Source organism: uncultured Zoogloea sp. (genome assembly GCF_937894855.1).
GTDB classification, from domain to species: Bacteria; Pseudomonadota; Gammaproteobacteria; order Burkholderiales; family Rhodocyclaceae; genus Zoogloea; species Zoogloea oryzae.
The window spans coordinates 1-26,187 of sequence record NZ_CALAYQ010000123.1; the positions used below are offsets into that span (position 1 = coordinate 1).

Consider the following 26,187-nt stretch of genomic DNA (forward strand, 5'->3'; position numbering starts at 1 on the left):
GCTGCCTTCTCAATTTCCATGGTGTCCACCCTCAAAAATGGTGGACACCTTCGCTGCTCAAAGAAATGGGATCAAGACGGGACAGGGACGACGCTTACGATCAATCGACCATCTCATGCAGGCTCATGAGCGTGACTTTGGGATTGCATCACTGGTAAGGTGCAGTTTCTGCAAAATGAAGGACGGCGAGTGCAAGACGAGTGGAGATGTTATTCCATCCGCCTTTACCAAGCCCGACACCCTGGCAATCATCGAGCGTTGCGCAACCACTCACTTAAAAGCCCTTCCGCCCACGGTACGGCATGTGGTACTGCTCGGCACAGCCGATGCGTACATCAAAAAGACTCGGGCCATCTTTTCCCGCCTGTACCCGAACTTCACTTCAGTCAACGAGGCCGCATTTCGTGCAGGCGGAGCCCTTTGGGTTTATGCCGCTCACCCTTCGCCAGCCAACGGTCACTTCGAGTCGTGGGTTTCAGGCCCCCAAGAGAATGCCTCGGCGCGCAAAAAAATTCTCGCGCAACGCGCGCTCACAGACGCCTAACCTGGGGCAGCCTTCGGCTGAACTCAACACTTAGCGCCCGCTTTCTTCACTGGGCGACAGCTAACTTTCTCATAGCAGCCACTCCTCCTGCTGAACGTGAATGTCGGCAAAGGCCGATCACCAGCCCCCCAACCGCACAGCACCCGACCCAGCCCGCCGCCGCGCCTTTCAGGCACCCGAAAGCCCCCATCACCGTCGCCATGGTGATCCAGCGGCTTCCAGTCGTCGCGCTTGACCGGCAGGAAGGCGTGCTGCGCGCAGCGGAACGTGGCGACGAAACTGAAACGGCCCGGTGGGACCCGGGCCGTTTCTTGATCTGCAGCGCGTCTCAGCGCTCGTCGAAACTCACCAGCAGACGCCCACTGGTCGGCCGCGCCTGGCAGCTGAGCACGAAGCCCTGGTCCATCTCGGCGGCCTCCAGCGTGAAGTTCTTGTCCATCTCCACGCTGCCCTCCATCACCTTGGCGCGGCAGGTGCAGCACACGCCGGCCTTGCACGAGAAGGGTAGATCGAGCCCGGCGTTGAGGGCCACGTCTAGCACGTGCTCGTGGGGCGCCATCGCCATCTCGTGTTCCTTGCCGTCGAGGATGACGGTCAGCGCCACCGACTTGGCCGCCTCGCTCGCTGGGTCGCGGGTGCCGGTGGGCACCTTGCCGGCGGGCAGCGGGGTGTTGGCGGTGAAGCGCTCGGTGTAGATGCGATCCGGGCGCACGCCCACCTCCAGCAAGGCCTGCTGGGTGGCGTCGATCATCGCCTCGGGGCCGCAGATGAAGACTTCATCCATGCTCGCCGCCGGCAGCAGCGAGGCCACCACGGCCTTCACCTTGTCGGCGTCGATGCGGCCCTGGAGCAGGTCCACTTCCTGCGCCTGGCGGGACAGGATGTGGATGAGCGTGAGGCGGTCGCGGTAGCGATCCTTCAGATCCTGCAGGGCTTCGTTGAACATCACCGACGACATTCGGCGGTTGCCGTAAACCAGCGTGAACTTGGATTCGGGCTGCTCTTCCAGCGTCGTGGCGGCGATGGACAGGATCGGCGTGATGCCCGAACCGGCGGCAAAGCCCACCCGGTGGATGGCGCGCTGCTTCTTGACGGTGAAACGGCCGTCCGGCGGCATCACCTGGATGGTGTCGCCGGCCTTGACCGACTGGGCCGCCCAGTTGGAGAACACGCCGCCATCGACGGGACGGATGCCGACTTCCAGTTCGCCGGCCTTGTTGAGGCGGCTACGCGGGCAGCTGATGGAGTAGCTACGGCGCACGTCCTGGCCGTTGATGGTGGCGCGCAGGGTCAGGAACTGGCCCGGCTCGAAGGCGAAACGCTCGCGGGCGTCGTCAGGGATGGCGAAGGTGATCGCCACCGCGCCAGCCGCTTCGGGGCTGACGCGCTTGACGGTGAGGTCGTGGAAACGTGGGGCTGACATGGGGGGCTCCTGGGGGAGTGGGTAGTAGGGAACAGGAAGTGGGGAGTGGGGGACCGTGCCTACTCCCTATTTCCCACTACCCATTACCCACCACCTCTCAATACGGTTTGAAATAGTCGAACGGCTCGCGGCAGTCGAGGCAGCGGTACAGCGCCTTGCAGGCGGTGGAGCCGAACTGGGACGTGAGCGTGGTGTTGGTGGAGCCGCACTGGGGGCAGGCCACGGTTTCCGCCGCCGGCTTCTTCATGAAGCGCACCACGCCCACCTCCGGCGCCGGCAGGCGGTGGGGAGGCGCGATGCCGTAGGCGCGGAGCTTCTCCTTGGCGGCCTCGCTCATCCAGTCGGTGGTCCAGGCCGGCGACAGGCGCGTCACCACCCGGGCGTCGATGCCGATGCCGGCGAGCGTGGCACGCACGTCGTCCTCGATCTGCCCCATCGCCGGGCAGCCGCTGTAGGTGGGCGTGATGACCACCTCCAGCCCGTCGTCCGTCATCCGCACGTCGCGCAGGATGCCCAGCTCGCGCAGGGTGACGACCGGGATCTCCGGGTCGGTGAGGCTGTCGAGGGCGGTCAGCACCCGGTCGATGAGCTCGTCCGGGATCGGCACAGGCATCGGCGTTGCGCTCATGACGTCACCACGTCGCGCCGGGGTGCGCCCGGGCGAGGCTCTGCATCTCGGTGAGCAGGAAGCCCAGGTGCTCGGAATGCACGCCCACCTTGCCCTCGGTCACATACCCGCGGAAAGCCGGGCGGGTCACCGTGGCTTCGGCGAAGGCGTCATTCACCAGCGCGTCCCAGCCGGCGCGCAGGCTGCGCACATCCACACCCACGCCGGCCGCCACCGCGGCGCTTTCGGCCGGGCTGGGCGTCCAGAACTCCTCGGTGTAGGGCATCAGGTGATCCACCGCGGCCTGCACCCGGGCGTGGGATTCGTCGGTGCCGTCGCCCAGTCGCACCAGCCAGTCGCGGGCGTGGTGCAGGTGGTAGCTGGCTTCCTTGAGCGACTTGGCGGCGATGGCGGCGAGCTCGCTGTCGGACGACTTCGTGAGCCCGTCCCACAGCTGCACCATCAGCGCGGAGTACAGGAAGTTGCGCACGATGGTGGTGGCGTAGTCCCGATCGGACGCGGCGTAGCCCACCAGCGGGCCGTGGTGCGGCAGCTCCAGCAGCGTGTAGTTGCGAAACTCGGTGGCGTCGCGGAAATAGGCCAGGCTGTCTTCGGTGGCGTTACCGCCCAGCAGCGTGGCGGCATGCTGGTAGAGCAGCCGGGCCTGGCCGATCAGGTCGAGGCTGACGTTGGCGAGGGCCAGGTCTTCCTCGAGGATCGGGCCATGGCCGCACCACTCGGCGTTGCGCTGGCCGAGCACCACGGCGTTGTCGGCCAGATGGACAATGTAGTCGGCGATCGTGCTCATCACATGTGCCCCACTTCTTCCGGGATCTCGTAGAAGGTCGGGTGGCGGTAGATCTTGTCGGCGGCCGGGTCGAACAGCTCGCCCTTGTCATCCGGGTTGCTGGCAGTGATGGCGGCGGACGGCACGACCCAGATGCTCACGCCTTCCTGACGACGGGTGTACACATCGCGCGCCATGTGCAGCGCCTGGGACGCATCAGCGGCGTGCAGACTGCCGCAGTGCTTGTGCTCGAGGCCCTGCTTGCTGCGGACGAAAACTTCCCAGAGGGGCCATTCCTTGAGTGCGGGGGTGGTGGATGAACTACCTCCGCCCTGGCGGGCTTCGGTGCGAGCACCTTCAAACGGTTGTGCGTTGCTCATGCTGCCTCCTTCTTAGCGCGTTCTTGTTGTTTGCGGGCGTAGGCCAGGGCCGCGTCGCGAACCCACTGGCCGTCGTTGTGGGCCTTGACCCGGGTGGACAGGCGTTCCTTGTTGCAGGGGCCGTTGCCTTCGACGGTGTCCCAGAACTCCTGCCAGTCGATCTGGCCGTAGTCGTGGTGCTGGCGCTCCTCGTTCCACTTGAGGTCCGGGTCGGGCAGCGTCACGCCGAGCACCTGGGCCTGGGGCACGGTGGCGTCGATGAACTTCTGGCGCAGATCGTCGTTGCTGATGCGCTTGATGCCCCACCGCATGCCCTGCGCGCTGTTGGGGCTGTCGGCATCCGGCGGCCCGAACATGGCGAGGCACTTCCACCACCAGCGGTTCACCGCGTCCTGCACCATCGCCTTCTGCGCGTCGGTGCCCTTCATCATCACCAGCAGGGCTTCGTAGCCCTGGCGCTGGTGGAAGGACTCCTCCTTGCACACGCGCACCATGGCGCGGGCGTAGGGGCCGTAGGAGCAGCGGCACAGGGGGATCTGGTTCATGATCGCGGCGCCATCCACCAGCCAGCCGATCACGCCCACGTCGGCCCAGTTGAGGGTCGGGTAGTTGAAGATCGAGCTGTACTTGGCGCGGCCGGAGTGCAGGCCTTCGAGCATCTGGTCGCGGCTGGTGCCCAGCGTTTCGGCGGCGGAATAGAGGTACAGGCCGTGGCCGCCCTCATCCTGCACCTTGGCGATCAGGATGGCCTTGCGCTTGAGGCTGGGCGCGCGGGAGATCCAGTTGCCTTCGGGCAGCATGCCGACGATCTCGCTGTGGGCGTGCTGGCTGATCTGGCGGACCAGGGTGCGGCGGTAGGCCTCGGGCATCCAGTCCTGGGGTTCGATGCGGCCGTCGGCGTCGATGCGGGCATCGAAGCGGGCCATCAGTTCCGGGTCTTCGGTGGACGGGGTCCTGGCCGCCGTCTTCTGGCCGGCGTTGTCCGGCACGCTGAAGCTTTGGGTGTACATGAGTGTTCTCCTGCTGGGTTATTCGGGGGCTGACGCGCTCAGCGCAGCCAGGCCGGGGCGCGCTTTTCGAGGAAGGCGGCGATGCCGTCCCTGGCCTCGTCGGTGGCACGCCGACGGGCGATGCGCTGGGCGGTTTCCTCGCTCACTGCATCGTCGATGGGGCGGGCGTTGATCGCGGCGATCAGGTCCTTGGCGGCCTTCTGGGCCTGGGGTGCGCAGCCGACCAGCGTTTCGGCCAGCTTTGCCACCGCGGCATCCAGTTGATCCAGCGCCACCACCTCGCCCACCAGCCCGATCGCGAGCGCCCGCTGGGCGTCGATCTTCTCGGCGCTCTGGAACAGGCGCAGTGCGTGGCGCGGCCCGACCGCGCGCAGCACGTAGGGGCTGATGACCGCGGGGATGATTCCGAACTTCACTTCCGAGGTGGAAAAGCTGGCGTCGGACGCCGCGATCGCCATGTCGCAGGCCGCCGCAAGGCCGGTGCCGCCACCGAGGGCAGCGCCCTGCACCCGGGCGATGGTCGGCTTGGACATCTCGGACAGGCCGCGCAGCATGGCGCTGAAGCGGCGGGCGTCGTCGAGGTTCTCGGCTTCGCTGTAGCCGGACGCGCGACGCATCCAGTTGAGGTCGGCGCCGGCAGAAAAATGCCGCCCGCGGCCGCCCAGCACCACCACGCGCACGCTGGCGTCGGCGTCGAGCTCGATGCACGCGTCGCGCAGGTCGGCGATCAGCGCCTCGTCGAAGGCGTTGAACACCTCCGGACGGTTCATCCAGATCGTCGCCACGCGGCCGGCGCGTTCGATTTCCAGGGTTGAGTAGGTCGTCATGATTGTTGGTGGCTCAGGGGAGCGGGAGGTGGGAAGTTGGAAGTGGGAAGTGGGGGGGACCTAGCCTGAATTGCCCGGCTCTCACCCTCGTCAGCGCACCCGGCAAAACCCCACTCCCCATTACCAATTACCTATTACCCACTTCCCACTACCCGCCTCTCCTCACTTCGAGATGGTCCAGTCGCCGCCCTTGACTTCGAGCATGCGGAAGGCCGACAGGTCGAGGCCCATGTGGTCGGTGGGCGACATGTTGAAGGTGCCGCTGGTGCCCACGAAGCCCTTGGTGGCTTCGATGGCGTCGCGGACCTTGGACTTGTCGGTGGAGCCGGCACGCTTGATGGCATCGACGGCGATCATCAGGCCGTCGTAGGCGTAGCCGCCGAAGGTGGACACGTCCTGCTTGTAGCGCTCCTTGTAGGCCTTGTCGTAGGCGGTCACGACGGGCTTCTGCGGATCGCCGGCGGGCAGCTTCTCGGGGATCAGCTGGGCCGGGGACGGCAGGCGCACGCCTTCGGCAGCCGGGCCGGCGAGCTTCAGGAACTCGTCCGAGGCGACGCCGTGGGACTGGTACAGGGGCAGCGTGATGCCGAGCTGCTTGTAGCTCTTGGTGACGATGGCCGGGCCCTGACCAAGGCCGAACACGAACACGGCCTGCACGCCGGCGGTGTTCTTGATCTTGGTGAGCTGCGGGCTCATGTCGGTGTCTTTCGGCCCGTAGGTTTCGCTGGCCACCAGGGTCACGCCGTACTTGGCGGCGACGGCCTCGGTCTCCTTCTTGCCGGACTGGCCGAAACCGCTGGTCTCGGAGAGCAGCGCCACCTTGCTGATGCCACGCTTCTTCATGTCCTCAAAGACCTTCTCGGCGGCCATGCGGTCGGTGTGCGGGGTCTTGAAGACGAATTTCTTGACCGGCTCGACGATCACCACGGCGCCCGCCAGGGAGATGAAGGGCACGCCGGCCTTCTCGACCAGCGGCACGGTGGACATGGTGGAGCCGGTGGTGGTGCCGCCGACGATCAGGTCCACCTTGTCGTCGTCGATCAGGCGCTTGGCAAAGCCGTTGGCCTTGTTGGCGTCACTGCCGTCGTCGTAGTGCACCAGCTGGAGCTGGCGGCCGAGCACGCCGCCCTTCTTGTTGATCTCTTCCACGTAGAGCTGGAGGGTCTTCAGCTCCGGGTCGCCCAGGAAGGCGGCCGGGCCGGTGACCGACAGGATCGAACCGATCTTGATCGGCTCGTTGGCAATCGCGGCAAAGCTGCCAAGGGCAAGCACGGTGCCGGCGAACAGGGTCTTCAGGGTGGTTCTTTTGTTCATGGTTATGTCTCCTCTTTGGTCGTTATTCGGGTCCGAGGTAGTGGGGAGTGGGATCAGTCCTCGACGCGGATGCGCTCACGATCGCCAGCGCACCCGCGTCCAGCCCGCCCCCTACTCCCTACTTCCCATTACCCAATTCCCCTTACAGCCTTTCAATCACCATCGCGATGCCCTGCCCCACGCCGATGCACATGGTGCATAGCGCGTAGCGGCCGCCGCGGCGGTGGAGTTCGTACATGGCGGTGGTGACGAGCCGTGCGCCGCTGGCACCCAGCGGGTGGCCCATGGCGATGGCGCCGCCGTTGGGATTGACGCGCGCTTCGTCGTCGGCGAGGCCGAGATCGCGCAGCACGGCCAGAGCCTGGGCGGCGAAGGCTTCGTTGAGCTCGATCACGTCCATCTGGTCGAGCGTGAGGCCGGTCTGGGCCAGCACCTTCTTCACGGCCGGCGCCGGGCCGAAGCCCATGATCCGCGGCAGCAGGCCGGCGGTGGCCATGCCCACCACGCGGGCCTTCGGGGTGAGGCCATACTTGCCAGCGGCCGCCTCGGAGGCCAGCAGCAGCGCGCACGCACCGTCATTCACGCCGGATGCGTTGCCGGCGGTCACCGTCATCTCCGGGCCATTGACGCCCTTCAGCTTCGCCAGCATCTCCAGCGTGGTCTCGGGGCGCGGATGCTCGTCGGTGTCGAAAACGATCGGGTCGCCCTTCTTGCGGGGGATCTCCACCGGCACCAGCTCGTCGGCAAAGCGGCCGGCGGCGTGGGCGGCGGCCCAGCGTTGCTGGGAGCGCAGGGCGAAGGCGTCCTGGTCGGCGCGGTTGATGGCGAACTCCTCGGCCACGTTGTCCGCGGTCTGCGGCATCGAGTGGGTCTCGTAGAGCTTCTTCATCGCCGGGTTGATGAAGCGCCAGCCGATGGTGGTATCAAAAATCGCCGCGTTACGGGAGAAGGCGGACTCCGCCTTGCCCATCACGAAGGGCGCGCGGGACATGCTCTCGACCCCGCCGGCGATCATCAGCCCGGTTTCGCCAGACTTGATGGCCCGGGCGGCGATGCCGATGGCGTCCATGCCCGAACCGCACAGGCGGTTGACCGTGGTGCCCGGCACATCCACCGGCAGCCCGGCCAGCAGACCGGACATGCGGGCGACGTTGCGGTTGTCCTCGCCGGCCTGGTTGGCGCAGCCGTAGATGATGTCCTCGACGGCAGACCAGTCCACCTGAGGGTTGCGGGCCATCAGGGCCTTGAGCGGAACGGCGCCCAGGTCGTCAGCGCGCACGCTGGCGAGGGTGCCGCCGTAGCGCCCGATGGGCGTGCGGATGGCATCGCAGATGAAGGCGTTGTTCATCGACCGGTTCTCCTTAAAGCTGCTTGGGGCGTTCGTCGATCACGCGACGGGCCTTGCCGGTCTGGGTGCGCGGGATGGAGTCGAAGTCCATCACGCGGATCTTGGTGGAGATGCCGATGATGGTCTTGATGTGGTGCTGCAGACCCCGGCTGATCTCCTCGACGGCGGCGCGGCTTAGCTTGCCGGAGAACTCGCGCTGGACTTCGCAGCGCACTTCCACGTCGTCCATGTGGCCGTCGCGGGTCAGCACGATCTGGTAGTTGCCCGACAGGCGCTGGTCGCGCAGGATCTGCTCCTCGATCTGGGTCGGGAAGACATTCACGCCGCGGATGATGAGCATGTCGTCCGAGCGGCCGGTGATGCGGTCCATCCGGCGGAACGAGCGCGAGGTGGGCGGCAGCAGGCGGGTGAGGTCGCGGGTGCGGTAGCGGATCACCGGGAAGGCTTCCTTGGTGAGGGAGGTGAACACCAGCTCGCCCTCCTCGCCGTCGGCCACCACTTCGCCGGTGTCGGGGTTGATGATCTCGGGGTAGAAGTGGTCTTCCCAGATCACCGGGCCGTCCTTGCTCTCGATGCACTCGCAGGCAACGCCCGGGCCCATCACTTCGGTCAGGCCGTAGATGTCGATGGCGTCGATGCCCAGCTTGCGCTCGATCTCGGCGCGCATGCCCTGCCCCCACGGCTCGGCGCCGAAGATGCCGACCTTGAGCGAGATCTCGTCGGGCTTGATGCCCAGGCGCTCGAACTCCTCGGCGATCACCAGCGAGTACGACGGGGTGACCATGATGACGTCCGGACGGAAGTCCATGATCTGCTGAACCTGCTTCTCGGTCTGGCCGCCGGACATGGGCACCACGGTACAGCCCAGGCGCTCGGCGCCGGCATGGGCGCCGAGGCCGCCGGTGAACATCCCGCAGCCGTAGGCCACGTGCACCATGTCGCCCGGCAGGCCGCCGGCGGCGCGGATGGAGCGGGCCACCACGTTGGCCCAGTTGTCCAGGTCGTTCTTGGTGTAGCCGACCACCACCGACTTACCGGTGGTGCCGCTGGAAGCATGCAGGCGCGCCACCTTGTTGCGCGGCACGGCGAAGAGGCCGAAGGGGTAGTTGTCCCGCAGGTCGGTCTTGGTCATGAACGGGAACTTGGCCAGATCGGCCAGCTGCTTCAGGTCGTCCGGATGGACGCCCTTTTCCTGGCAGCGCTTGCGGTAGGGCTCGACGTTGTCGTAGCTGTGGCGGACCGACCACTTGAGGCGTTCGAGCTGCAGGGCCGAGATCTCGTCGCGGCTGGCCTTCTCGATCGGCTCCAGATCGGCGGCCTCGGGGCGCTTTGTGGGCATGGTTGTCTCCTCTCTTTGTATGTTCTTGACGGGTTCGGGCGGCCCTCAGGCCACCGACTCGTCCGCCAGCCCGGCGATGACTTCGCCGTTGATCCGGTAACTCTTGCCCCGGAACAGGGCGATGGTCTTGCCGCTCTGGCGACTCTTCACGGTCACGTCATAGACCCCGGTGCGGCCGGACTGGGAACGCTCGACCGCCTCGGCGTCGAGGGTGTCGTTCTCCATTCCCGGCGCCAGAAAGTCGATGTGACAGGCCGAGGCCACGGTGTTCCGGTTATAGCTGTTGCAGGCGTAGGCAAAGGCGGTGTCGGCCAGCGAGAAGATCAGCCCGCCGTGGCAGATGTGGTGGCCATTCACCATGTCGCCGCGCACCGGCATCGACAGGTGCGACACGCCCGGCCCGACGCTCTCGATCCTGATCCCCAGCGCATTGGCGGCGCGGTCCCGCGACCACATGGCCTCGGCAACGGCTTCGGCCAGCGCCTGGGCCTCGGTGGGGTTGGAATGCTTAGTAGTCATGGATGCCCTTTCCGGCAAAGACCGACTGCTGGATCAGCGGCGAGATGCGGTAGCGCGGGTCGCCGTAGAAATCGCCGAGGTGGCGGAGCACCTGGCAGATGGTGGCAAGGCCCACGGCGTCGGCCCAGGCCAGCGGCCCCTTGGGGTAATTGACGCCCAGCTGCATCGCCGAATCGGCGCCGCGGGCATCGCACACGCCCTGGTTCACCGCGTCGGCGGCCTCGTTGGCGAGCATCGCCACGGTGCGCATCACCGCCAGGCCCGGCACGTCGCCGAAGCGCGACACCGCAAAGCCCGCAGCCTGCAGCAGGCCGGTGGCCGACGCTGCAGCCGGCGCCCAGCAGCTGTGGGCAACGCTCACCGCCAGCCGGGTGGCCTTGGTGTAGTCCAGCGCGAGGTCGATCAGCACGGTGTTGGCGATCCCGGTTTCCGCGGCCCGCTGGGTTGCGGTGCGGCCGTCGGTGACGAAAATCACCGCGTCGCCCACCTCGGCGATGCGGCCGTCTTCCGCCTCGCCCCAGGTGTAGGTCACGCCGTGTTCAAAAAGCCGGTCGGCGATGGCTTCGACGGCGGCGGTGCGGCCGTGGAGCACGATGTCTGCCGGCGCCGGCTGGGCGACGCAGGTCTTGGGCGCGGGGCGCTCGGCGCCTTCCCGGTAGTCGTAAAAACCACGCCCGGACTTGCGGCCGAAGAAGCCGGCATCCACCAGCTCCTGCTGAATCAGCGAGGGCTGGAAGCGCGGGTCGTTGTAATAGGCGTTCCACACCGAGCGGCTCACCGCGAAATTCACGTCGTGGCCGATCATGTCGGTGAGTTCGAACGGGCCCATCTTGAAGCCGCCGGCCTCGCGCATCACCGCGTCGATGGTGGCCACGTCGGCGGCGCCTTCGGTGGCGATGCGCATCGCTTCGCCGTAGTACGGCCGGGCCACGCGGTTGACGATGAAGCCCGGGGTCGAGCGGGTGTGCACCGGCGTCTTGCCCCAGGCCGCCGCGGTGGCGAACAGGGTGTCGGCCACCGCCTTGTCGGTGGCGAGGCCGGAGACGATCTCCACCAGCGCCATCAGGGGCGCCGGGTTGAAGAAGTGCAGGCCGGCCAGCCGCTCGGGCCGGCCGAGGGCCGAGCCGATGGCGGTGACGGAGATCGACGAGGTGTTGGTGCCGAAAATGCAGCCGGCGCCAACAATGGATTCGAGATCGCGGTAGAGGGCCTGCTTGGCCTCGAGGCTCTCGACGATGGCCTCGATCACCAGCGCGGCGTCGGCCAGATCGCCAAGGCGCTCGACCGGGCGCAGCCGGGCACCGGCCGCCTCTGCGGCGTCGGCGGCCATGCGGCCCTTCTCCACCAGCTTGCCAAACTGGGCGCGGATGCCGGCAGCCGCCCTGGCCGCGGCCTCGGGCCGGGTGTCGAGCAGCTTGACCACGTGGCCCGCGGCCGCCGCGACCTGGGCGATGCCGGCGCCCATCGCGCCAGTACCGACCACCGCGACGATGGCGGACGTGTCGAGGGCGTGGTTGGAAAGTTCGGCCACGCTCATTCCCCGGTGAACTTCGGCGCGCGCTTTTCCATGAAGGCGGCGACGCCTTCGGCGTAGTCCGGGCTCCAGCCCAGCTCGCGCATGAAGCTGCCTTCAAACGACAGCTGCTGCTCCAGCGTGTGGCCCGGCGCGGCGTGCATGGCCTGGCGGGTGCGCACCAGCGCCTTGGTGGGCATGGCGGCCAGCTGGGTGGCCAGCGCGTCGACGCGGGCGGCGAACGCGTCGTCGGCGACGGCTTCCCAGATCAGGCCCCATTCGGCGGCCTTCTCGGCGGGCAGCTTGTCGGCCAGCAGCGCCAGGCCCATCGCCCGGGCCATGCCCACGCGCTGGGGCAGGAACCAGGTGCCGCCGGTGTCCGGCACCAGGCCGATCTTGCTGAAGGCCTGGAGGAAGGACGCCGACTTGCTGGCGACCACCAGATCGCAGGCCAGCGCCACGCTGGCGCCGGCACCGGCCGCAATGCCATTTACCGCGGCGATGGTCGGCACGCGCAGGTTCTGCAGGCGCAGCACCAGCGGCTTGTAGTTGGCTTCGACCACGTTGCCGATGTCCGGCATCTTGCCGCCCACCCTCTGCATGTCCGGGTCGGCCAGATCCTGGCCGGCGCAGAAGGCCCGGCCGGCGCCGGTGAGCACCAGCACGCGCACCGATTTATCAGCCTGGATGCTGTCGAGGGCCACGCGCAGCTCGGCGTGCATCTCGCCGGTGAAGCTGTTGAGCTTGTCCGGGCGGTTGAGGGTGAGGCGGGCGACGCCGGCTTCAACCGTGAAGAGGATGTTGTTGAATTCCATCGCGGCCTCCTCAGACGTGATAACGGCGCTGGACCACGCGGAAGCGGTTGGCGACGAAGGCCGAATCCGCATACGACGCGTTGGCCGCCGGGTTGCCGCCGGTGCCGTGGTAGTCGGAATACGCCGCCGACTGATTCACGAACACGCCGCCGGTGAGGTTGATCGACAGGGCGACCTTGCTGCGCCAGGTGGCTTCGGTCATCGCGTCGATGACGTCCTGCTTCGTGGAGTAGATGCCGGCGGTCAGCGCGCCGTGGGTGCTCACCACGCGCTCGGAGAGTGCGATGGCGGCGGCCGTGTCGGCCACCTTGACGATGAAGCTGATCGGGCCGAAGCGCTCCTCCATGTACAAGCGCTCGTCGGCGGCGTCGCAGGCGATGAGCACCGGGGTGCGCACTTCGGCACCCGGGAAGTCCGGGTTGTCGAGCTTGCTGGACGCCAGCACCACCTTGCCCAGCTCGCCGCTGTTGGCGAGCTTGATGCGCTCAAGGGTGTCGGCGGACTGGATCGCGCCGAGCACGGCGTGGGCCACTTCGGGCTTGCCGAGGAAACGCTCGACGGCCTTGGCCAGATCCGCGCACACCTCGTCGTAGCTCTTGGGGCCGTCTTCGGTCTCGATGCCGGCGGCCGGCACGAAGATGGCCTGGGAGGTAGTGCACATCTGGCCGGAGTACAGCGACAGGGTGAAGGCCAGGTTGCCCAGCATCGCCTTGTAGGCGTTGGTGGAGTCGATGACGATGTTGTTCACGCCCGCCAGTTCGGCATACACCTGGGCCTGGCGGCAGTTGTCGATCAGCCACTGGCCGAACACGTTGCCGCCGGTGAAGTCGATGGACTTGACCGCCGGATGCGTGGCGAGGCCCTTGGTGGTGGCGCGCTTGTCGGTGACGCACAGGCTGACCAGGTTGGGGTCGATGCCGTTTTCAGCCAGCACGGCGCGGATGGTGCGCACGGTGATCGCCGCCGGGAGGATGGCGTTGCTGTGGGGCTTGACGATCACCGGGTTGCCGGTAGCCAGCGCTGCGAACAGGCCGGGGTAGGTGTTCCAGGTGGGGAAGGTGCCGCAGCCGATCACCAGCCCGATGCCGCGGCCGACGATCTCGAAGTGCTTCTTCATGACCAGCGGCGGGTTCTTGCCCTGGGGCTTTTCCCACACGGTTTCGGCGGGCACGAAGCGCTGCTCGCGCCAGGCGTAGGCGACGGCCTCGAGGCCGCGATCCTGGGCATGGGGCGCGCCGGCCTGGAAGGCCATCATCCAGCCCTGGCCGGTGGTCATCATCACCGCGTGGGCGAGCTCGAAGCTCTGCTTGTTGAGGCGGTCGAGGATCTCGAGGCAGATGCCGGTGCGGCCGTCGGCGCCCAGCGCCTGCCAGCCCTTCATGGCGGCCTGGCCGGCGGCGATCAGCGCTTCCGGATCACACACCGGGTATTGCACGTCCAGCGCGATGCCGTAGGGCGACTTCTCGCCCGCCAGCCAGCCGCTCTGGCCCGGCTGGCCCAGTTCGAAAGCCTTGCCCAGGTGGGCCTCGAAGGCCTTCTTGCCCTCTTCCGCCGCGTTTTCGCCGTAGGCCTTGGGGCTCGGCATCTCGGGGTAGGCAGACCAGTAGGCGCGGGAGGCGATTGCGGCAACGGCGCCTTCCAGCGTGGCCTGGTGCTTTTCGAAGAGGGGGTGAGTCATTCGGCTGTCTCCTGTCTGGTTTTTGGGTTGCTGAGTGAAACAGTACAAATCAATCTGATCAAAGTCAATGTTTGGTATCGCATTTTTGTGGCAGTGCGTTCTGTTGTTCCGTACTTCAAAACCAATTCCATAAAAGAAAATCTGTTTATATTCAATTTATTAAAAAGAATTTTTGCCGGTTTTGGCCGAAATGCGCATTTGTAACGGCCGAGTCGATTTTCCGCCCCTCGATCTTGTTGATACATTTTTATTGACGTTTATTTTGTTTTTGTATCATGATTAACCACGCCAGCCCAAGGGACATGGGCGCGGTGACAAACGGTTCATCACACACCTACGAGGAGGCACCATGGCCAGCAACAAGGAACGCTTTGCAGACAAGATGGAATTTCCGCCGGAAATCCAGCAGCCCAACATCTATCCGCTGTCGTGGAACAGCAAGACCAAGAAGCTGCAGGAAGTCTGGCAGGCCGCCCTGCGTGAAAACTGGGATCCGGAAAAGCTGCCCTGGGACACCCTGGATGTAGACAGCTACAGCTGGGAAGAGCGCGAATCCATCGCCTACTGGTGGAGCCTGCTGTCGGTATTCGACGCCTCGGCGCCCCCGGTCTTCGCCGAAGCGCTGATCAAGACTTACGAGGTCCACGAGGAAGACCCGGTGAGGAAGTGCTTCTTCTCCGTCACCCGCGACGAGCAGAACCACGAAATCATGTGTGGCCTGGCCATCACCAAGATGCTCGGCCACCCGGACCCGATCACCTATCAGCCCAAGACCGAACTCGGCCGCCGCCTGCAGAAGAACGTGCAGTGGCTGTACTTCAATGGCTCGCGCTACTGGACCGGCTACAAGCAGGCCGTGCCCAAGTACGACCTTGCGGTGCTGTTCAGCTCCTTCCTGATGGGCGAGATCGCCGCCGCCACCATCTTCAAGCAGATGTTCGACAACTCCCGCGAGCCGGTCTTCAAGGAAGGCTTCAAGAACATCGGCCGTGACGAAGGCCGCCACATGGCGATCTGCATGGCGGTGATGGAGCGCGACTACCCGGGCCTGAAGGAAGAGACCAAATCCATCGTCACCAAGCAGATCCGCGCCGGCTATCTCTTCCTGTCGGCCGTACTGTTCGAGCCGCCGATGGAATTCTGGGATCTGCCCGCCGACTTCATCGACAACCAGCGCGAGGCCGAGGAAGTGGCCCGCGGCGCCGGCTTCGGCATCCCGACCTACGAGGTGAAGCTGCAGAACTGGAAGAACGCGATGATCAACCTGAAGGGCGTGCTCGACCGCTACAACATCCCCTTCCCGGCGATCCCCGAAGTGGGCATCACCGGCCAGGAAATCAGCGACATCGACATGGAAGACATCATTCCCGTCTTCTGATTGAAGCGTGAGGAGTGAGGAGTAAGGCGTGAGGAGAAAAAGCGCCGCCCCTCCTCGCTCCTCACTCATTACTCCTCACTGAGAGAAAAACCATGTCACGCATCATCATGCAACCCTCGGGCAAGTCGGTGGAATGCGCCTACGGCGACACCGTGCTGATGGCCCTCGAAAAGGCAGGCTACGCGCTGCCCAACAACTGTCGCGCCGGCGCGTGCGGCGAGTGCAAGGTGAAGGTCACCGCCGGCCAGTTCGACCAGGGCATGGTGCTCGACATGGCGCTGTCGCAGGAAGAGCGCCGCCAGGGCTACGGCCTGATGTGCATGGCCAAGCCGATCTCCGACGAGCTGACCATCGAATGGGGCACCGAGGACGCCAAGCCCAAGCTCTTCCCGCCGCGGGAGGACGCGCTCTTCGTGGTCACCGACAAGCGCCCGGTGGCCGATCGCGTGGTGGAGCTGCGCCTGCGCCCGGTGGGCCAGCCGATCCGCTACTGGCCCGGCCAGTATGTGACGCTCGGCAACCCGCGCGCCGACATCCCGCCCCGCGCCTATTCCATCTCCAACGCCCCGCGCCCCGACGGCGAACTGGTGCTGCAGGTGGCCCGCGCCGACGGCGGTGTGACGAGCAACTGGGTTCACGATCAACTCGCCATCGGCGAGAGCGTCAAGCTCTCCGGCGCCTACGGCACCTTCATCGGCGACCCGGGCGTGGATACGCCGGTGCTGTGCCTCGCCGCCGGCACCGGCCTCGCGCCCATCCTGGCCCTCACCGAGGCGGCCCTGCGGCGCGGCTTCAGGAAGCCCGTCACCCTGCTCTTCTCGGCCCGCACCCAGGCCGACGTCTACAGCCAGGGCATGCTGGCCTGGTGGCGCACCAAGCACCGGGCCTTCGATTACAAGATCACCCTCACCCGCGAGGAGCGCGAAGGCTACCTGGCCGGGCGCGTGGATGCGGTGCTGCCCGGGCTGTTCCCGGATCTGTCGAAGCACACCATCTTCGTCGCCGGCAGCCCGGCCTTCGTCGAGACCTGCGCGACGACGGTGAAAGCCCTTGGCGCAAAGACCGAGCACATCCACACCGAGGGCTTCTTCGCCCAGCAGCAGCCGGAGATCCCCGATGCGGCCCACCTGCTGACGTTCTAGGCGGCAAGCCGAAGGCATGTCGCCTGTTCAGCGCCGGGGGGAGCCGGTAAAATAGCAATCTTTATGCCTATCCCCCAGGCAACACTCGGCAAGATCGTGCTCCCCCCAGCCCAGAAACGTCTCGAAGACTTCCGCCAGCAAGACCGCGTCCAGGCGGGTTCGCTCATCATCTCGGTCTTTGGGGATGCCGTGCTGCCGCGGGGCAGCCGCATCTGGCTGGGCAGCCTGATCGAACTGCTCGAACCCCTCGGGCTCAACGAGCGCCTGGTGCGCACCTCGGTGTTCCGGCTGGTGAAGGAAGAATGGCTGCGCACCGAGCCCTCCGGCCGGCGCACCGACTACCTGCTCACCCCGTCCGGCCAGCGCCGCTTCGAGGAAGCCTCCCGCCACATCTACGCCTCCAGCGCCCCCCTTTGGGACCGCCGCTGGCGGCTCATCGTCACCGTCGGAGAGCTCGCCCCCAAGGAGCGCGAAGGCCTGCGCCGGGCGCTGTTCTGGCAGGGTTTCGGGGTGCTCGGTGGCGACTGTTTCGTGCATCCCAGCGCCGACCTCACCGCTGCCTTCGACGCCCTCCACGCTGAAGGGCTGTCCGGCATCCTCGGCCGGCTCAAGCCGCTGCTGGCCGCCGACGCCCAGTTCGGCACCGCCGCCAACGACGTGGACATGGTCAATGGCGCGTGGAACCTCGAACGTCTCGCCGGCGTGTATGCGGATTTCGTCGACCGCTACCAGCCGGTGCTCGACCAGCTGCGCACCGACGCCAACAACGAGATCGACGACCAGAGCGCCTTCCTGCTGCGCATCCTGCTGATCCACGACTACCGGCGCCTGCTGCTGCGCGACCCGGAGCTCCCCGACGTGCTGCTGCCGTCCGACTGGCCCGGCCAGAAGGCGCGGCTGCTGTGCAAGGAGCTCTACCGCCGCCTGCTGGCCCCGTCCGAGCGCCACCTGGACGCCCACTTCCAGCTCGCCAGCGGCCAGACGCCCCCGGCCTCCCGACTCATCCACGAACGCTTCCGCGAAGACGACCCCCTGGCCGAACTGGCCTGATCCCACATCAGGCATCGCTTGCCCTTGTCCTCATGGGCAGAGGCGCGTCTAATACGCCGCTTTTTCCGATTGAACCGGGAGCTGCGGATGTACACCTCCACCTTCGTTTTCAAGGCCGGGGCCTTCGACGACGCGTTCCACCGCCTCGACGAGGCGATCGCTGCTGCTGCTCGCTCGATTCCCGGCTACCTGGGTGAAACCAGCTGGGAGAACCCCCAGTCTGGCCAGATCGCCAACGTGTATTACTGGGACAGCCTCGAAGCCCTCCGGACCCTCGTCGACCACCCGCTGCACCGGGAAGCCAAGGCCCGCCAGGCCAACTGGCTCGACGGCTATCACGTCACCATCTCCCAGGTGCTGCGCACCTACGGCGACGGCAAGCTGGGGCCGATCCCCGGTGCCGCGTCCGAGGCCGCCCAGTCATGACGGCGCAGGCCGTGTCCATCCGCCTCGCCGGCGCCGAAGACGCAGCGGCCGTCGCGCCGCTGTTCGATGCCTACCGCCAGTTCTACGACCAGCCGGCCGACCCGGCCGGCGCCGGGCGCTTCGTGCTCGAGCGCCTCGCCCGGCAGGAGTCGGAAATCCTCATCGCCTGCGACTCGGAGGGCTGGATCCTCGGCTTCTGTCAGCTCTACCCCACGTTCTGCTCGGTGGAGGCGAAGCCCATCTTCAGCCTCTACGACCTGTTCGTGCAGCCCGCCCACCGCCGCGCCGGCGTGGGTCGGCGTCTGCTGCAGGCGGCCGAGACGCTGGCCCGGCAGCGGGGCAAGGCGCGAATGGACCTCACCACCGCGCGCAGCAACCACGCCGCCCAGGCCCTGTACGAATCGCTCGGCTGGAAGCGGGACGATGTGTTCCTCGCCTATTCCCGCAGCCTCGGCGACTGATGCTCAGGCGTCCTTCTTCCTGAGCGCCACCAGCGGCACCACGTCCGGCATCTCGAAGCGCTTGCGGCCGGGTTCCATCTCGGTGAGCGGAGCGGTCTCGACCATCGTCGCCAGGCAGCGTCGGGTCAGATCCTGATACGTGCGCGTGCCGTCGGTCTTCCAGACGATCTCCTCGTCGGTGAGTTCGCGCAGCACCTTGGCCGGCATCCCAGCCACCAGCGAGCGCGGCGGAATCTCCACCCCGGCCTTCACGAAGGCCATCGCCGCCACGATGGACGCCTCGCCGATCACCGCGTTGTCCATGATCACCGCGTTCATCCCCACCAGCGCGTTGCGGCCGATGCGGCAGCCGTGCAGCACCGCCCCGTGGCCGATGTGGCCATCTTCCTCGATCACCGTGTCGGTGCCCGGAAAGCCGTGCATCACGCAGGTGTCCTGCACATTCACGCCCCGCTCCAGGATCAGCCGCCCGAAATCCCCACGCAGGCTGGCGCACGGGCCCACATAGCAGTCGGGGCCGACGATCACGTCACCGATCAACACGGCAGAAGGATGGACGTAAGCGGACGGATGGACGACGGGCACGATGCCGTCGATGGCGAAAACACGAAGCTGGGTCATGGCTGAATCTCCTGGTCTGCGGAGGCGTCAGGCGAAAGAAGCAACGAATCCCCGGAACCCGCACACCAGCCATCGCCAGCGCACAAGCCCCAACCAAGGCCTCATCACTCCTCCCTCCTTACTCCTCACTTGGGAATTATGATTACTTTTTCTAAAATCAATTTACCATTACGTAACACGTTCAACCAACCACCGGATACAGAAACATGAGCGAAGAGCTGGAAGGAAAACACGGCGTCCAGTCCCTCGAAGTGGGCATGGGCATCCTCAAGGCGATGGTGTTCGGCAAGCGCTCGATGATGCTCAAGGACATCGCCGCCGCCGCCGACATGCCGCCCTCCAAGGCCCACCGCTACCTCGTCAGCCTGATCCGCAGCGGCCTCGTCGAGCAGGATCCGCTCACCTCGCGCTACAACCTCGGGCCCTTCGCGCTCAACATCGGCCTCGTCGCCATCGACCGGCTCGACCGCATCCGGCTCGGCCTCACGGCAATCTCCGAGCTGCGCGACGCGGTGAATGAGACCACCGCCCTGGCCGTGTGGGGCGACAACGGCCCGGTGATCGTGCGCTGGGAACGCCCGCGCCGGCCGATCACCGTGAACGTGGTCACCGGCACCACCCTCGGCCTGCTCAGCTCCGCCGTCGGCCGGGTGTTCGGCGCCTGGCTGCCGCCAGCCCAGACCAAGGCGATCCTCCGCCGCGAGCTCGACGCCCGCAAGAACCTGCCCCCCGGCGTCGAGACGCCGGAAGACGCCGAGGCCCTGCTGGCCGACGTGCGCAACCAGGGCGTGGCGGCCATCTCCGGCAACTACATGTTCCGCGGCGTCGAGGCGGTGGCCGCACCGGTGTTCAACTTCAAGAACGAACTCACCATGTCCATCGTGCTGGTGGGCGTCGAAGGCTCCATCGACATGAGCGCCGAGAGCCCGGTGATCGCCCGCCTCAAGGACGCCGCCCACTCCCTCTCCCAGCGCCTCGGCTCGACCCGCGAAGCCCCCGGCCCCCGCTGAACACTCCGTATTCGCCCGCCCCCGCATCGGCAGCCGGGGCGGGCATCGATCACGCCGAGCCAATTTGATACACAAAATTCTCTTGACTAGATTTTTTGTATCATTTCTAATAAACAGAACCGATTACAAAATATAGAATCTCGGCCGCCAGGCCACCCTGGTCCCCGGCGCCGGATCGGCCCACTCGATCGAGAGGAGACACAATGACTCATCGACCCCACCACGCACCGACGGGAGGTGCGTGATGCTCGCCCAGCTGCTTCAATTCCTGTTCTCCGGCCTCACCGTCGGCGCCACCTATGCGCTGGCGGCCCTCGGCTTCACGCTGATCTACAACGCCAGCAACGTGATCAACTTCGCCCAGGGCGAGTTCATCATGCTGGGCGGCATGCTCGCGGTGTTCTTCACCCAGGCCGGGCTGCCCCTGCCGGCGGCGCTGGTACTGGCGATCCTGGTCCCGGCGGTGGTCGGCATCCTCATCGAGAAGCTGGCCATCGAGCCGGTAAAAGGCGCCGAGACGGTGACCCTCATCATCATCACCATCGGCGCATCCCTGGTGATCCGCGGGCTGGTCCAGGTCTTCCTCGGCAAGAATACCCACAGCCTGCCGGCCTTCTCGGGCGATACGCCCATCGAGATCCTCGGCGCCACCCTGATGCCCCAGAGCCTGTGGGTGATGGGTGTCACGGCCATCGTGGTGGTGGTGCTGTGGTACTTCTTCAACCGCACCCTCACCGGCAAGGCGATGCTCGCCACCTCCTACAACCGCCTCGCGGCGGAGCTGGTCGGCATCAATACCAACGGCGTGCTCTTCATGAGCTTCGCCATGTCGGCGGCCCTTGGTGCGCTGGGCGGCATCCTGATCACCCCGATCACCCTCACCTCCTACGACGTGGGGATCATGCTGGGCCTCAAGGGCTTCGTCGCGGCGGTGCTGGGCGGGCTCGGCAACGGCCTCGGCGCGGTGGTGGGCGGCCTGCTGGTGGGCATCCTCGAAGCCATGGGCGCCGGCTACCTGTCGTCGGCCTACAAGGACGCGATCCCCTTCGTGCTGATCCTCTTCATCCTCTTCTTCATGCCGCGCGGCCTGTTCGGCGCGAAGGTGACCGACCGGGTGTGACCATGCAGAAACGTGCCTACCTCGGCCTCTACTTCCTCATCGCGGTGCTGGCGGTGCTGCCCTTCGTGCTGCCCAACAGCTTCTATCTGGATCTGGCCATCCGCATGGCGATCAACGCCGTCATTGTGCTGGGCCTCAACCTGCTGATCGGCTTTGCCGGCCAGATCAGCCTCGGCCACGCCGGTTTCCTGGGCCTGGGTGCCTACGCCTCGGCGGTGCTGCCCACCCACTTCGGCTGGCACCCGGTGCTGGCGATGATCGCCGGCGCGGTCGCCACCGGCATCCTCGCCGCGCTGGTCGCCCGCCCGATCTTCAAGCTGAAGGGCAACTACCTGGCGATGGCCACCCTGGGCCTCGGCATCATCATCAACATCGCGGTGCGCAACGAGGCCCAATGGACCGGCGGCCCCGACGGCATGCCGGTGCCCGCTTTCGGCCTGGCCGGCTTCGAGCTTTCCAGCGACAAGCAGTGGTACTGGGTGGTCGCCGCGCTGCTGGCGGTGAGCGTGTGGGCGTCCCTCAACCTCATCGACTCGCCCTTCGGCCGCGCCCTGCGCGCGCTGCACGGCTCCGAGGTCGCCTCCCGCGTGGTGGGCGTGGATGTGGTGCGCTACAAGGTCGCCATCTTCGTGATGTCCGCGGTGTTTGCCAGCCTGATGGGCAGCGTCACCGCCCATTACGTGGGCTTCGTGACCCCCAACCTGGCGGATTTCTTCCATTCCATCGAACTCGTCACGATGGTCGTCATCGGCGGAATGGCCTCGGTGTATGGCTCGGTGATCGGCGCGGTGCTGCTCACCGCCCTGCCCCAGGCACTGGCCACCTTCGAAGGCTGGGAGACCGTCGCCTTCGGCGCCATCCTGATGATCTGCATGATCTTCCTGCCCAAGGGTCTGGTGCCCACCCTGGCCAGCAAGTTTGGAAAGGCTGAATAAAGATGCCCCCACGCTCTCTTCGTTCGCTGCCCCCCAAGGGGGCGCAGGCCTCCCTCGGGGCGGCCCTTCAGGAGTCCTGAGATGCCCGCCCTCCTCGACGTCTCCAACCTCTCCATCCACTTCGGCGGCGTGAAGGCCGTGCAGGATGTGAGCTTCTCCATCGACGCCGGCATCGTCTATTCGGTGATCGGCCCCAACGGCGCCGGCAAGACAACCCTGTTCAACCTCATCACCGGCGTCTACAAGCCCACCGCCGGCGAGATCCGCCTGGATGGCGAATCCATCGGCGGCAAGTCGCCGGACGAGCTGGCCCGCCGCGGCGTGGCGCGCACCTTCCAGAACCTGCAGATCTGCATGAACATGAGCGCCATCGAGAACGTGATGGTCGGCGCTCACCTGCGGCTCGATCGCAACCTCATCAAGGCCGCGCTGCGCCTGCCGGGCCTCACCCGCCGCGACGCCGAGCTGCGCGAGGAAGCCTTCGAGCTGATGCGCTTCGTCGGCCTCGAGAAATACCGCGACGCCCGCGCCGATTCGATGCCCTACGGCGCCCTGAAGCGCCTCGAGATCGCCCGCGCGCTGGCCATGAAGCCGCGCCTGATCTTCCTCGACGAACCCGCCGCCGGCCTCAACCCGAAGGAAACCATCGAGGTGGACCACCTCGTCCGCAAGGTGGCCGACTCGGGCATCACCGTGGTGCTCGTCGAGCACGACATGAAGATGGTGATGAACCTCTCCGACCGCATCCTGGTGCTCGACTACGGCAAGAAGCTCGCCGAAGGCACCGGCGAGGAAGTGCGCCGCAACCCGGACGTGATCGCCGCCTACCTGGGCGCCCACGCGTGAATCGAGGAACCCCCATGGAAGCCCTCAGCATCATCAAGGACGAGCACCGCAACCTGTGGCGCATCGCCATCACCGTCGAGCAAGTCATCGCCGAAATGGAGCGCGACCGCAAGGTGGAGGAAGCCTTCCTCTCCTCGGTGCTCGACTACTTCGAACACTTCATGGACGGCTGCCACCACCGCAAGGAGGACGAGCACCTGTTCCGTGTGCTGCGCCAGCGCGCTGACGCCGCCGCCCCGCTCCTCGACCGCCTGCAGGCCGAGCACCGCAACGGCCCCCGGAACCTCCTCGCCCTGCGCCAGCAGCTGGCCGACACCGTAGCCGGCCGCAGCACCATCGGCGGCCTGGCCGAAGCCTTCCGGCTCTACCTCAACGACCAGAAGGCTCACATCAAGAGCGAGGAGCGCGACATCTACCCCCTCACCAGCGAGGTGCTGACGCCCGCCGACTGGGCCGAGATCGACGCCGCCTTCCTCGACAACGACGACCCGGTGTTCGGCAGCGCCGCCCGGGCCGAATTCCGCGAGCTGTTCCACAAGGTTGCCAGCCTCGCGCCGGTGTCGGTGGGCCTGGGCGCCAGCAGCGCCGGCGAGCTGCAATCCGCCGCCAGTCAGCCCGACGTGCTGCTGTCGGTGTCCAACCTCGAAAGCAGCTACGGCCGCATCAAGGCGCTGAAAGGCATCTCCATCGAGGTGCGGCGCGGCGAGACCGTCGCCCTGGTGGGCGCCAACGGCGCCGGCAAGACCACCTTCCTGCGCAGCCTGTCGGGCGTTCAGCCCATGAGCGGGCGCATCATCTTCGACGGCGAGGACATCTCGAAACTGCGCTCGGACATGCGCATGCGCCGGGGCATCTGCCAGAGCCCGGAAGGCCGCCAGGTATTCGGCCCGCTGTCCATCGAGGACAACCTGCGCCTGGGCGCCTACACCCAGCCCAAGGCCCAGGTGGAAGGCGATCTGGAAAAGATCTACACCATGTTCCCGATCCTCAAGGAGAAGCGGAAGCTCCCCGCCGGCACGCTCTCCGGCGGCCAGCAGCAGATGCTCGCCATCGGCCGCGCGCTGATGGGCCGGCCCAAACTGCTGCTTCTGGATGAACCGTCGATGGGCCTCGCCCCGCTGCTGGTGGAGGAAGTCTTCAACGTGGTGAAGGCCCTCAAGGCCCAGGGCATGTCCATCATCCTCGCCGAGCAGAACGCCTTCTCCGCCCTCGCCCTTGCCGACCGCGGCTACGTGCTCGAAACCGGCTCCGTCTCCCTCACCGGCACCGGCCGCGAGCTTATCGAGGACGAGCAGGTCCGCGCCGCCTATCTGGGCATGTAGAAAACGCGCCTTCGGCAGCGCAGCGTGATTCCCCGGCCGGGCTGCGGCATCATCCAGGATGATGAATGCCTGCGCCCCGTCGGGCGCTCGCCCAACCCGACCAGGATGACCCGATGATCGACTTCAAATGGGATGCCCCCCTCCTCCTCGACAAGCAGCTGACCGCCGACGAACGCCAGATCCGCGACGCCGCCAACGCCTACTGTCAGGGCAAGCTCGCGCCCCGCGTGGTGGAAGCCTTCCGCTTTGAGCACACCGACCTCGCAATCTTCCGCGAGATGGGCGAACTGGGGCTGCTCGGCCCGACCATCCCCGAGCAATACGGCGGCGCCGGCCTCAGCTACGTGAGCTACGGCCTGATCGCCCGGGAAGTCGAACGTGTCGACTCCGGCTACCGCTCGATGATGAGCGTGCAGAGCTCGCTGGTGATGGTGCCGATCTTCGAATTCGGCACCGAGGCCACGCGGCAGAAATACCTCCCCGGCCTCGCTCGCGGCGAGCTGATCGGCTGCTTCGGCCTCACCGAGCCCGATCACGGCTCCGACCCCGGCTCGATGGCCACCCGCGCCCGCAAGGTGGACGGCGGCTACAGCCTCAGCGGCAGCAAGATGTGGATCACCAACAGCCCGGTGGCGGACGTGTTCGTGGTGTGGGCCAAAGACGACGCCGGCAAGATCCGCGGCTTCGTGCTGGAAAAAGGCTGGAAGGGCCTGTCTGCCCCGGCGATCCACGGCAAGGTCGGCCTGCGCGCCTCGATCACCGGCGAGATCGTGATGGACGAGGTGTTCTGCCCCGAGGAAAACGCCTTCCCGGACGTGCGCGGCCTGAAGGGCCCCTTCACCTGCCTCAACTCCGCCCGCTACGGCATCGCCTGGGGCGCGCTGGGGGCCGCGGAAGACTGCTGGCATCGCGCCCGGCAGTACGTGCTCGACCGCAAGCAGTTCGGCCGGCCGCTGGCCGCCAACCAGCTCATCCAGAAGAAGCTCGCCGACATGCAGACCGAGATCACCCTGGGCCTGCAGGGCTGCCTTCGGCTGGGGCGGATGAAGGACGAGGGGACGGACTCTGCCGAGATCACGTCGATCATGAAACGCAACTCGTGCGGCAAGGCGCTGGACATTGCCCGCGTGGCCCGCGACATGCTGGGTGGCAACGGGATCTCGGACGAATTCGGGATCATCCGCCACATGGTTAACCTGGAGGTGGTGAACACCTACGAAGGCACCCACGACATCCACGCCCTGATCCTCGGCCGCGCCCAGACGGGCATCGCCGCCTTCTGAAACGCCCTGGCAGAGCGACGGCTGGCTGCGGCCAGCCGTTTTTGTTTGTGGCGCCGGAAGCTCAGCCGGCCGCCGCCGGAGCGGCATCGCTGGCGTAGGGCCACTGGGTGAACTGCGCTTCAGCCACCGGCTCGGCCGGCACGCTCACCCGCTGATCGGCACCGAAATCCGGCACGAACAGCAACCCCTGCCAGTCGTCGTCCAGAATGAAGGCTTCCACGTCCGACCCGAAGAGGCGGCGCAGAATCTGCCGGATGCCCGTTTCAAGAATTGATTGCATGCCTGTCCCCAATCGGCGGATGAGGTATCGCGCCGTTCGTGACGATTCTGGGCAGGCGAGATGACAGGCTGAAAACAGGCGTCTTGCAGACAGGCTACAGCGACAGGACAAAACAAAAACGGGGAAAACGATTCATCGTTTTCCCCGTCTGTTCTGGAGCGGCAGAAGAGTCTCGAACTCTCGACCTCAACCTTGGCAAGGTTGCGCTC

27 protein-coding genes are annotated in these 26,187 nt (G+C 66.4%); 12 read left to right on the forward strand and 15 right to left on the reverse strand.

Annotated features, from left to right (window positions below; translation table 11 throughout):
* Positions 1-544 (forward strand): hypothetical protein (locus Q0672_RS14270; RefSeq protein WP_298623147.1); only part of this gene is annotated, 544 nt, incomplete at its 5' end.
* Positions 545-872: 328 nt separating this feature from the next.
* On the opposite strand, the gene paaE is transcribed toward Q0672_RS14270, so the two are convergent.
* From paaE to paaN, 13 genes are all read right to left on the reverse strand, one after another.
* On the reverse strand, positions 873-1,967 hold the full coding sequence (gene paaE, locus Q0672_RS14275; RefSeq protein WP_298623148.1) for a 1,2-phenylacetyl-CoA epoxidase subunit PaaE: 1,095 nt from the start codon (positions 1,965-1,967) through the stop codon (positions 873-875).
* Between the two features lie 97 nt (positions 1,968-2,064).
* Positions 2,065-2,595 carry a 1,2-phenylacetyl-CoA epoxidase subunit PaaD gene (paaD, locus tag Q0672_RS14280; protein ID WP_298623150.1) on the reverse strand — a complete coding sequence of 177 codons (531 nt, stop codon included), beginning with the start codon at positions 2,593-2,595 and terminating at the stop codon, positions 2,065-2,067.
* 4 nt (positions 2,596-2,599) lie between these two features.
* The gene (gene paaC / locus Q0672_RS14285) at positions 2,600-3,382 is read right to left on the reverse strand and encodes a 1,2-phenylacetyl-CoA epoxidase subunit PaaC (RefSeq protein ID WP_298623151.1); all 783 of its coding nucleotides are present in this window, start codon (positions 3,380-3,382) and stop codon (positions 2,600-2,602) included.
* The gene (paaB, locus tag Q0672_RS14290) at positions 3,382-3,741 is read right to left on the reverse strand and encodes a 1,2-phenylacetyl-CoA epoxidase subunit PaaB (protein ID WP_228111874.1); all 360 of its coding nucleotides are present in this window, start codon (positions 3,739-3,741) and stop codon (positions 3,382-3,384) included. The genes paaC and paaB overlap by 1 nt, the downstream gene beginning before the upstream one ends.
* On the reverse strand, positions 3,738-4,751 hold the full coding sequence (paaA, locus tag Q0672_RS14295) for a 1,2-phenylacetyl-CoA epoxidase subunit PaaA (RefSeq protein WP_298623153.1): 1,014 nt from the start codon (positions 4,749-4,751) through the stop codon (positions 3,738-3,740). Before paaA ends, paaB begins: the two co-directional genes overlap by 4 nt.
* Positions 4,752-4,789: 38 nt before the next feature.
* Complete coding sequence (locus tag Q0672_RS14300; RefSeq protein ID WP_298623154.1) at positions 4,790-5,578, reverse strand: enoyl-CoA hydratase/isomerase family protein; 789 nt, start codon at positions 5,576-5,578, stop codon at positions 4,790-4,792.
* A 162-nt stretch (positions 5,579-5,740) separates the two neighbouring features.
* Positions 5,741-6,892: an ABC transporter substrate-binding protein gene (locus Q0672_RS14305; protein WP_298623156.1), complete on the reverse strand. Its 1,152-nt coding sequence runs from the start codon at positions 6,890-6,892 to the stop codon at positions 5,741-5,743.
* Positions 6,893-7,034: 142 nt separating this feature from the next.
* The gene (gene pcaF / locus Q0672_RS14310) at positions 7,035-8,240 is read right to left on the reverse strand and encodes a 3-oxoadipyl-CoA thiolase (RefSeq protein ID WP_298623157.1); all 1,206 of its coding nucleotides are present in this window, start codon (positions 8,238-8,240) and stop codon (positions 7,035-7,037) included.
* A gap of 13 nt (positions 8,241-8,253) precedes the next feature.
* Positions 8,254-9,579 carry a phenylacetate--CoA ligase PaaK gene (gene paaK, locus Q0672_RS14315; RefSeq protein ID WP_298623158.1) on the reverse strand — a complete coding sequence of 442 codons (1,326 nt, stop codon included), beginning with the start codon at positions 9,577-9,579 and terminating at the stop codon, positions 8,254-8,256.
* Between the two features lie 45 nt (positions 9,580-9,624).
* Positions 9,625-10,098 (reverse strand): hydroxyphenylacetyl-CoA thioesterase PaaI, encoded by a 474-nt coding sequence (gene paaI / locus Q0672_RS14320; RefSeq protein WP_153161546.1) that lies wholly within the window; start codon positions 10,096-10,098, stop codon positions 9,625-9,627.
* Positions 10,088-11,635, reverse strand: coding sequence for a 3-hydroxyacyl-CoA dehydrogenase (locus Q0672_RS14325; RefSeq protein WP_298623160.1), 1,548 nt, complete (start codon positions 11,633-11,635; stop codon positions 10,088-10,090). Before Q0672_RS14325 ends, paaI begins: the two co-directional genes overlap by 11 nt.
* Positions 11,632-12,426 carry a 2-(1,2-epoxy-1,2-dihydrophenyl)acetyl-CoA isomerase PaaG gene (gene paaG, locus Q0672_RS14330; RefSeq protein ID WP_298623162.1) on the reverse strand — a complete coding sequence of 265 codons (795 nt, stop codon included), beginning with the start codon at positions 12,424-12,426 and terminating at the stop codon, positions 11,632-11,634. The genes Q0672_RS14325 and paaG overlap by 4 nt, the downstream gene beginning before the upstream one ends.
* Positions 12,427-12,436: 10 nt before the next feature.
* A complete protein-coding gene (paaN, locus tag Q0672_RS14335) occupies positions 12,437-14,104 on the reverse strand; it encodes a phenylacetic acid degradation protein PaaN (protein WP_298623165.1) in 1,668 nt (555 codons plus the stop codon).
* A gap of 349 nt (positions 14,105-14,453) precedes the next feature.
* On the opposite strand from paaN, the gene Q0672_RS14340 reads away from it, so the two are divergent.
* The 5 genes from Q0672_RS14340 (at position 14,454) to Q0672_RS14360 (ending at position 18,561) form a co-directional block, all read left to right on the forward strand.
* Positions 14,454-15,482 (forward strand): hypothetical protein, encoded by a 1,029-nt coding sequence (locus tag Q0672_RS14340; RefSeq protein WP_298623167.1) that lies wholly within the window; start codon positions 14,454-14,456, stop codon positions 15,480-15,482.
* A gap of 92 nt (positions 15,483-15,574) precedes the next feature.
* Complete coding sequence (locus tag Q0672_RS14345) at positions 15,575-16,624, forward strand: 2Fe-2S iron-sulfur cluster-binding protein (RefSeq protein WP_298623168.1); 1,050 nt, start codon at positions 15,575-15,577, stop codon at positions 16,622-16,624.
* 63 nt (positions 16,625-16,687) lie between these two features.
* Positions 16,688-17,674 carry a phenylacetic acid degradation operon negative regulatory protein PaaX gene (gene paaX / locus Q0672_RS14350; protein ID WP_298623169.1) on the forward strand — a complete coding sequence of 329 codons (987 nt, stop codon included), beginning with the start codon at positions 16,688-16,690 and terminating at the stop codon, positions 17,672-17,674.
* Positions 17,675-17,761: 87 nt separating this feature from the next.
* Positions 17,762-18,100, forward strand: a complete 339-nt coding sequence (locus Q0672_RS14355; protein ID WP_298623170.1) for an antibiotic biosynthesis monooxygenase — start codon at positions 17,762-17,764, stop codon at positions 18,098-18,100.
* Positions 18,097-18,561 carry an N-acetyltransferase gene (locus tag Q0672_RS14360; protein WP_298623171.1) on the forward strand — a complete coding sequence of 155 codons (465 nt, stop codon included), beginning with the start codon at positions 18,097-18,099 and terminating at the stop codon, positions 18,559-18,561. The genes Q0672_RS14355 and Q0672_RS14360 overlap by 4 nt, the downstream gene beginning before the upstream one ends.
* Before the next feature lie 3 nt (positions 18,562-18,564).
* Here the strand turns inward: Q0672_RS14360 and paaY are convergent, their stop codons facing one another.
* Positions 18,565-19,182, reverse strand: a complete 618-nt coding sequence (gene paaY, locus Q0672_RS14365; protein WP_298623172.1) for a phenylacetic acid degradation protein PaaY — start codon at positions 19,180-19,182, stop codon at positions 18,565-18,567.
* A gap of 206 nt (positions 19,183-19,388) precedes the next feature.
* Between paaY and Q0672_RS14370 the strand changes: the two genes are divergently transcribed.
* From Q0672_RS14370 to Q0672_RS14400, 6 genes are all read left to right on the forward strand, one after another.
* Positions 19,389-20,192 (forward strand): IclR family transcriptional regulator, encoded by an 804-nt coding sequence (locus Q0672_RS14370; RefSeq protein ID WP_298623174.1) that lies wholly within the window; start codon positions 19,389-19,391, stop codon positions 20,190-20,192.
* A gap of 244 nt (positions 20,193-20,436) precedes the next feature.
* Positions 20,437-21,312 carry a branched-chain amino acid ABC transporter permease gene (locus tag Q0672_RS14375; protein ID WP_298623176.1) on the forward strand — a complete coding sequence of 292 codons (876 nt, stop codon included), beginning with the start codon at positions 20,437-20,439 and terminating at the stop codon, positions 21,310-21,312.
* 2 nt (positions 21,313-21,314) lie between these two features.
* Positions 21,315-22,247, forward strand: coding sequence for a branched-chain amino acid ABC transporter permease (locus Q0672_RS14380; RefSeq protein ID WP_298623177.1), 933 nt, complete (start codon positions 21,315-21,317; stop codon positions 22,245-22,247).
* A gap of 81 nt (positions 22,248-22,328) precedes the next feature.
* Positions 22,329-23,093, forward strand: a complete 765-nt coding sequence (locus tag Q0672_RS14385; RefSeq protein WP_153161533.1) for an ABC transporter ATP-binding protein — start codon at positions 22,329-22,331, stop codon at positions 23,091-23,093.
* Between the two features lie 14 nt (positions 23,094-23,107).
* Positions 23,108-24,415, forward strand: a complete 1,308-nt coding sequence (locus Q0672_RS23520) for an ATP-binding cassette domain-containing protein (protein ID WP_367179964.1) — start codon at positions 23,108-23,110, stop codon at positions 24,413-24,415.
* Positions 24,416-24,528: 113 nt separating this feature from the next.
* A complete protein-coding gene (locus Q0672_RS14400; protein WP_298623184.1) occupies positions 24,529-25,698 on the forward strand; it encodes an acyl-CoA dehydrogenase in 1,170 nt (389 codons plus the stop codon).
* A gap of 61 nt (positions 25,699-25,759) precedes the next feature.
* On the opposite strand, the gene Q0672_RS14405 is transcribed toward Q0672_RS14400, so the two are convergent.
* On the reverse strand, positions 25,760-25,978 hold the full coding sequence (locus Q0672_RS14405) for a hypothetical protein (RefSeq protein ID WP_298623180.1): 219 nt from the start codon (positions 25,976-25,978) through the stop codon (positions 25,760-25,762).
* Positions 25,979-26,187: the final 209 nt, after the last annotated feature.

Bases quoted from the DNA above. Each gene is read 5' to 3' on its own strand.
- paaA (WP_298623153.1), bottom strand. From the start codon at position 4,751: ATGTACACCCAAAGCTTCAGCGTGCCGGACAACGCCGGCCAGAAGACG.
- paaI (WP_153161546.1), bottom strand. From the start codon at position 10,098: ATGACTACTAAGCATTCCAACCCCACCGAGGCCCAGGCGCTGGCCGAA.
- paaX (WP_298623169.1), top strand. From the start codon at position 16,688: ATGCCTATCCCCCAGGCAACACTCGGCAAGATCGTGCTCCCCCCAGCC.
- Q0672_RS14385 (WP_153161533.1), top strand. From the start codon at position 22,329: ATGCCCGCCCTCCTCGACGTCTCCAACCTCTCCATCCACTTCGGCGGC.
- Q0672_RS14340 (WP_298623167.1), top strand. From the start codon at position 14,454: ATGGCCAGCAACAAGGAACGCTTTGCAGACAAGATGGAATTTCCGCCG.
- Q0672_RS14325 (WP_298623160.1), bottom strand. From the start codon at position 11,635: ATGAGCGTGGCCGAACTTTCCAACCACGCCCTCGACACGTCCGCCATC.
- paaC (WP_298623151.1), bottom strand. From the start codon at position 3,382: ATGAGCACGATCGCCGACTACATTGTCCATCTGGCCGACAACGCCGTG.
- Q0672_RS14355 (WP_298623170.1), top strand. From the start codon at position 17,762: ATGTACACCTCCACCTTCGTTTTCAAGGCCGGGGCCTTCGACGACGCG.
- Q0672_RS14345 (WP_298623168.1), top strand. From the start codon at position 15,575: ATGTCACGCATCATCATGCAACCCTCGGGCAAGTCGGTGGAATGCGCC.
- pcaF (WP_298623157.1), bottom strand. From the start codon at position 8,240: ATGAACAACGCCTTCATCTGCGATGCCATCCGCACGCCCATCGGGCGC.
- paaB (WP_228111874.1), bottom strand. From the start codon at position 3,741: ATGAGCAACGCACAACCGTTTGAAGGTGCTCGCACCGAAGCCCGCCAG.
- Q0672_RS14405 (WP_298623180.1), bottom strand. From the start codon at position 25,978: ATGCAATCAATTCTTGAAACGGGCATCCGGCAGATTCTGCGCCGCCTC.
- Q0672_RS23520 (WP_367179964.1), top strand. From the start codon at position 23,108: ATGGAAGCCCTCAGCATCATCAAGGACGAGCACCGCAACCTGTGGCGC.
- Q0672_RS14380 (WP_298623177.1), top strand. From the start codon at position 21,315: ATGCAGAAACGTGCCTACCTCGGCCTCTACTTCCTCATCGCGGTGCTG.
- paaG (WP_298623162.1), bottom strand. From the start codon at position 12,426: ATGGAATTCAACAACATCCTCTTCACGGTTGAAGCCGGCGTCGCCCGC.
- Q0672_RS14360 (WP_298623171.1), top strand. From the start codon at position 18,097: ATGACGGCGCAGGCCGTGTCCATCCGCCTCGCCGGCGCCGAAGACGCA.
- Q0672_RS14400 (WP_298623184.1), top strand. From the start codon at position 24,529: ATGATCGACTTCAAATGGGATGCCCCCCTCCTCCTCGACAAGCAGCTG.
- Q0672_RS14305 (WP_298623156.1), bottom strand. From the start codon at position 6,892: ATGAACAAAAGAACCACCCTGAAGACCCTGTTCGCCGGCACCGTGCTT.
- Q0672_RS14300 (WP_298623154.1), bottom strand. From the start codon at position 5,578: ATGACGACCTACTCAACCCTGGAAATCGAACGCGCCGGCCGCGTGGCG.
- paaN (WP_298623165.1), bottom strand. From the start codon at position 14,104: ATGACTCACCCCCTCTTCGAAAAGCACCAGGCCACGCTGGAAGGCGCC.
- paaE (WP_298623148.1), bottom strand. From the start codon at position 1,967: ATGTCAGCCCCACGTTTCCACGACCTCACCGTCAAGCGCGTCAGCCCC.
- paaY (WP_298623172.1), bottom strand. From the start codon at position 19,182: ATGACCCAGCTTCGTGTTTTCGCCATCGACGGCATCGTGCCCGTCGTC.
- paaD (WP_298623150.1), bottom strand. From the start codon at position 2,595: ATGAGCGCAACGCCGATGCCTGTGCCGATCCCGGACGAGCTCATCGAC.
- paaK (WP_298623158.1), bottom strand. From the start codon at position 9,579: ATGCCCACAAAGCGCCCCGAGGCCGCCGATCTGGAGCCGATCGAGAAG.
- Q0672_RS14370 (WP_298623174.1), top strand. From the start codon at position 19,389: ATGAGCGAAGAGCTGGAAGGAAAACACGGCGTCCAGTCCCTCGAAGTG.
- Q0672_RS14375 (WP_298623176.1), top strand. From the start codon at position 20,437: ATGCTCGCCCAGCTGCTTCAATTCCTGTTCTCCGGCCTCACCGTCGGC.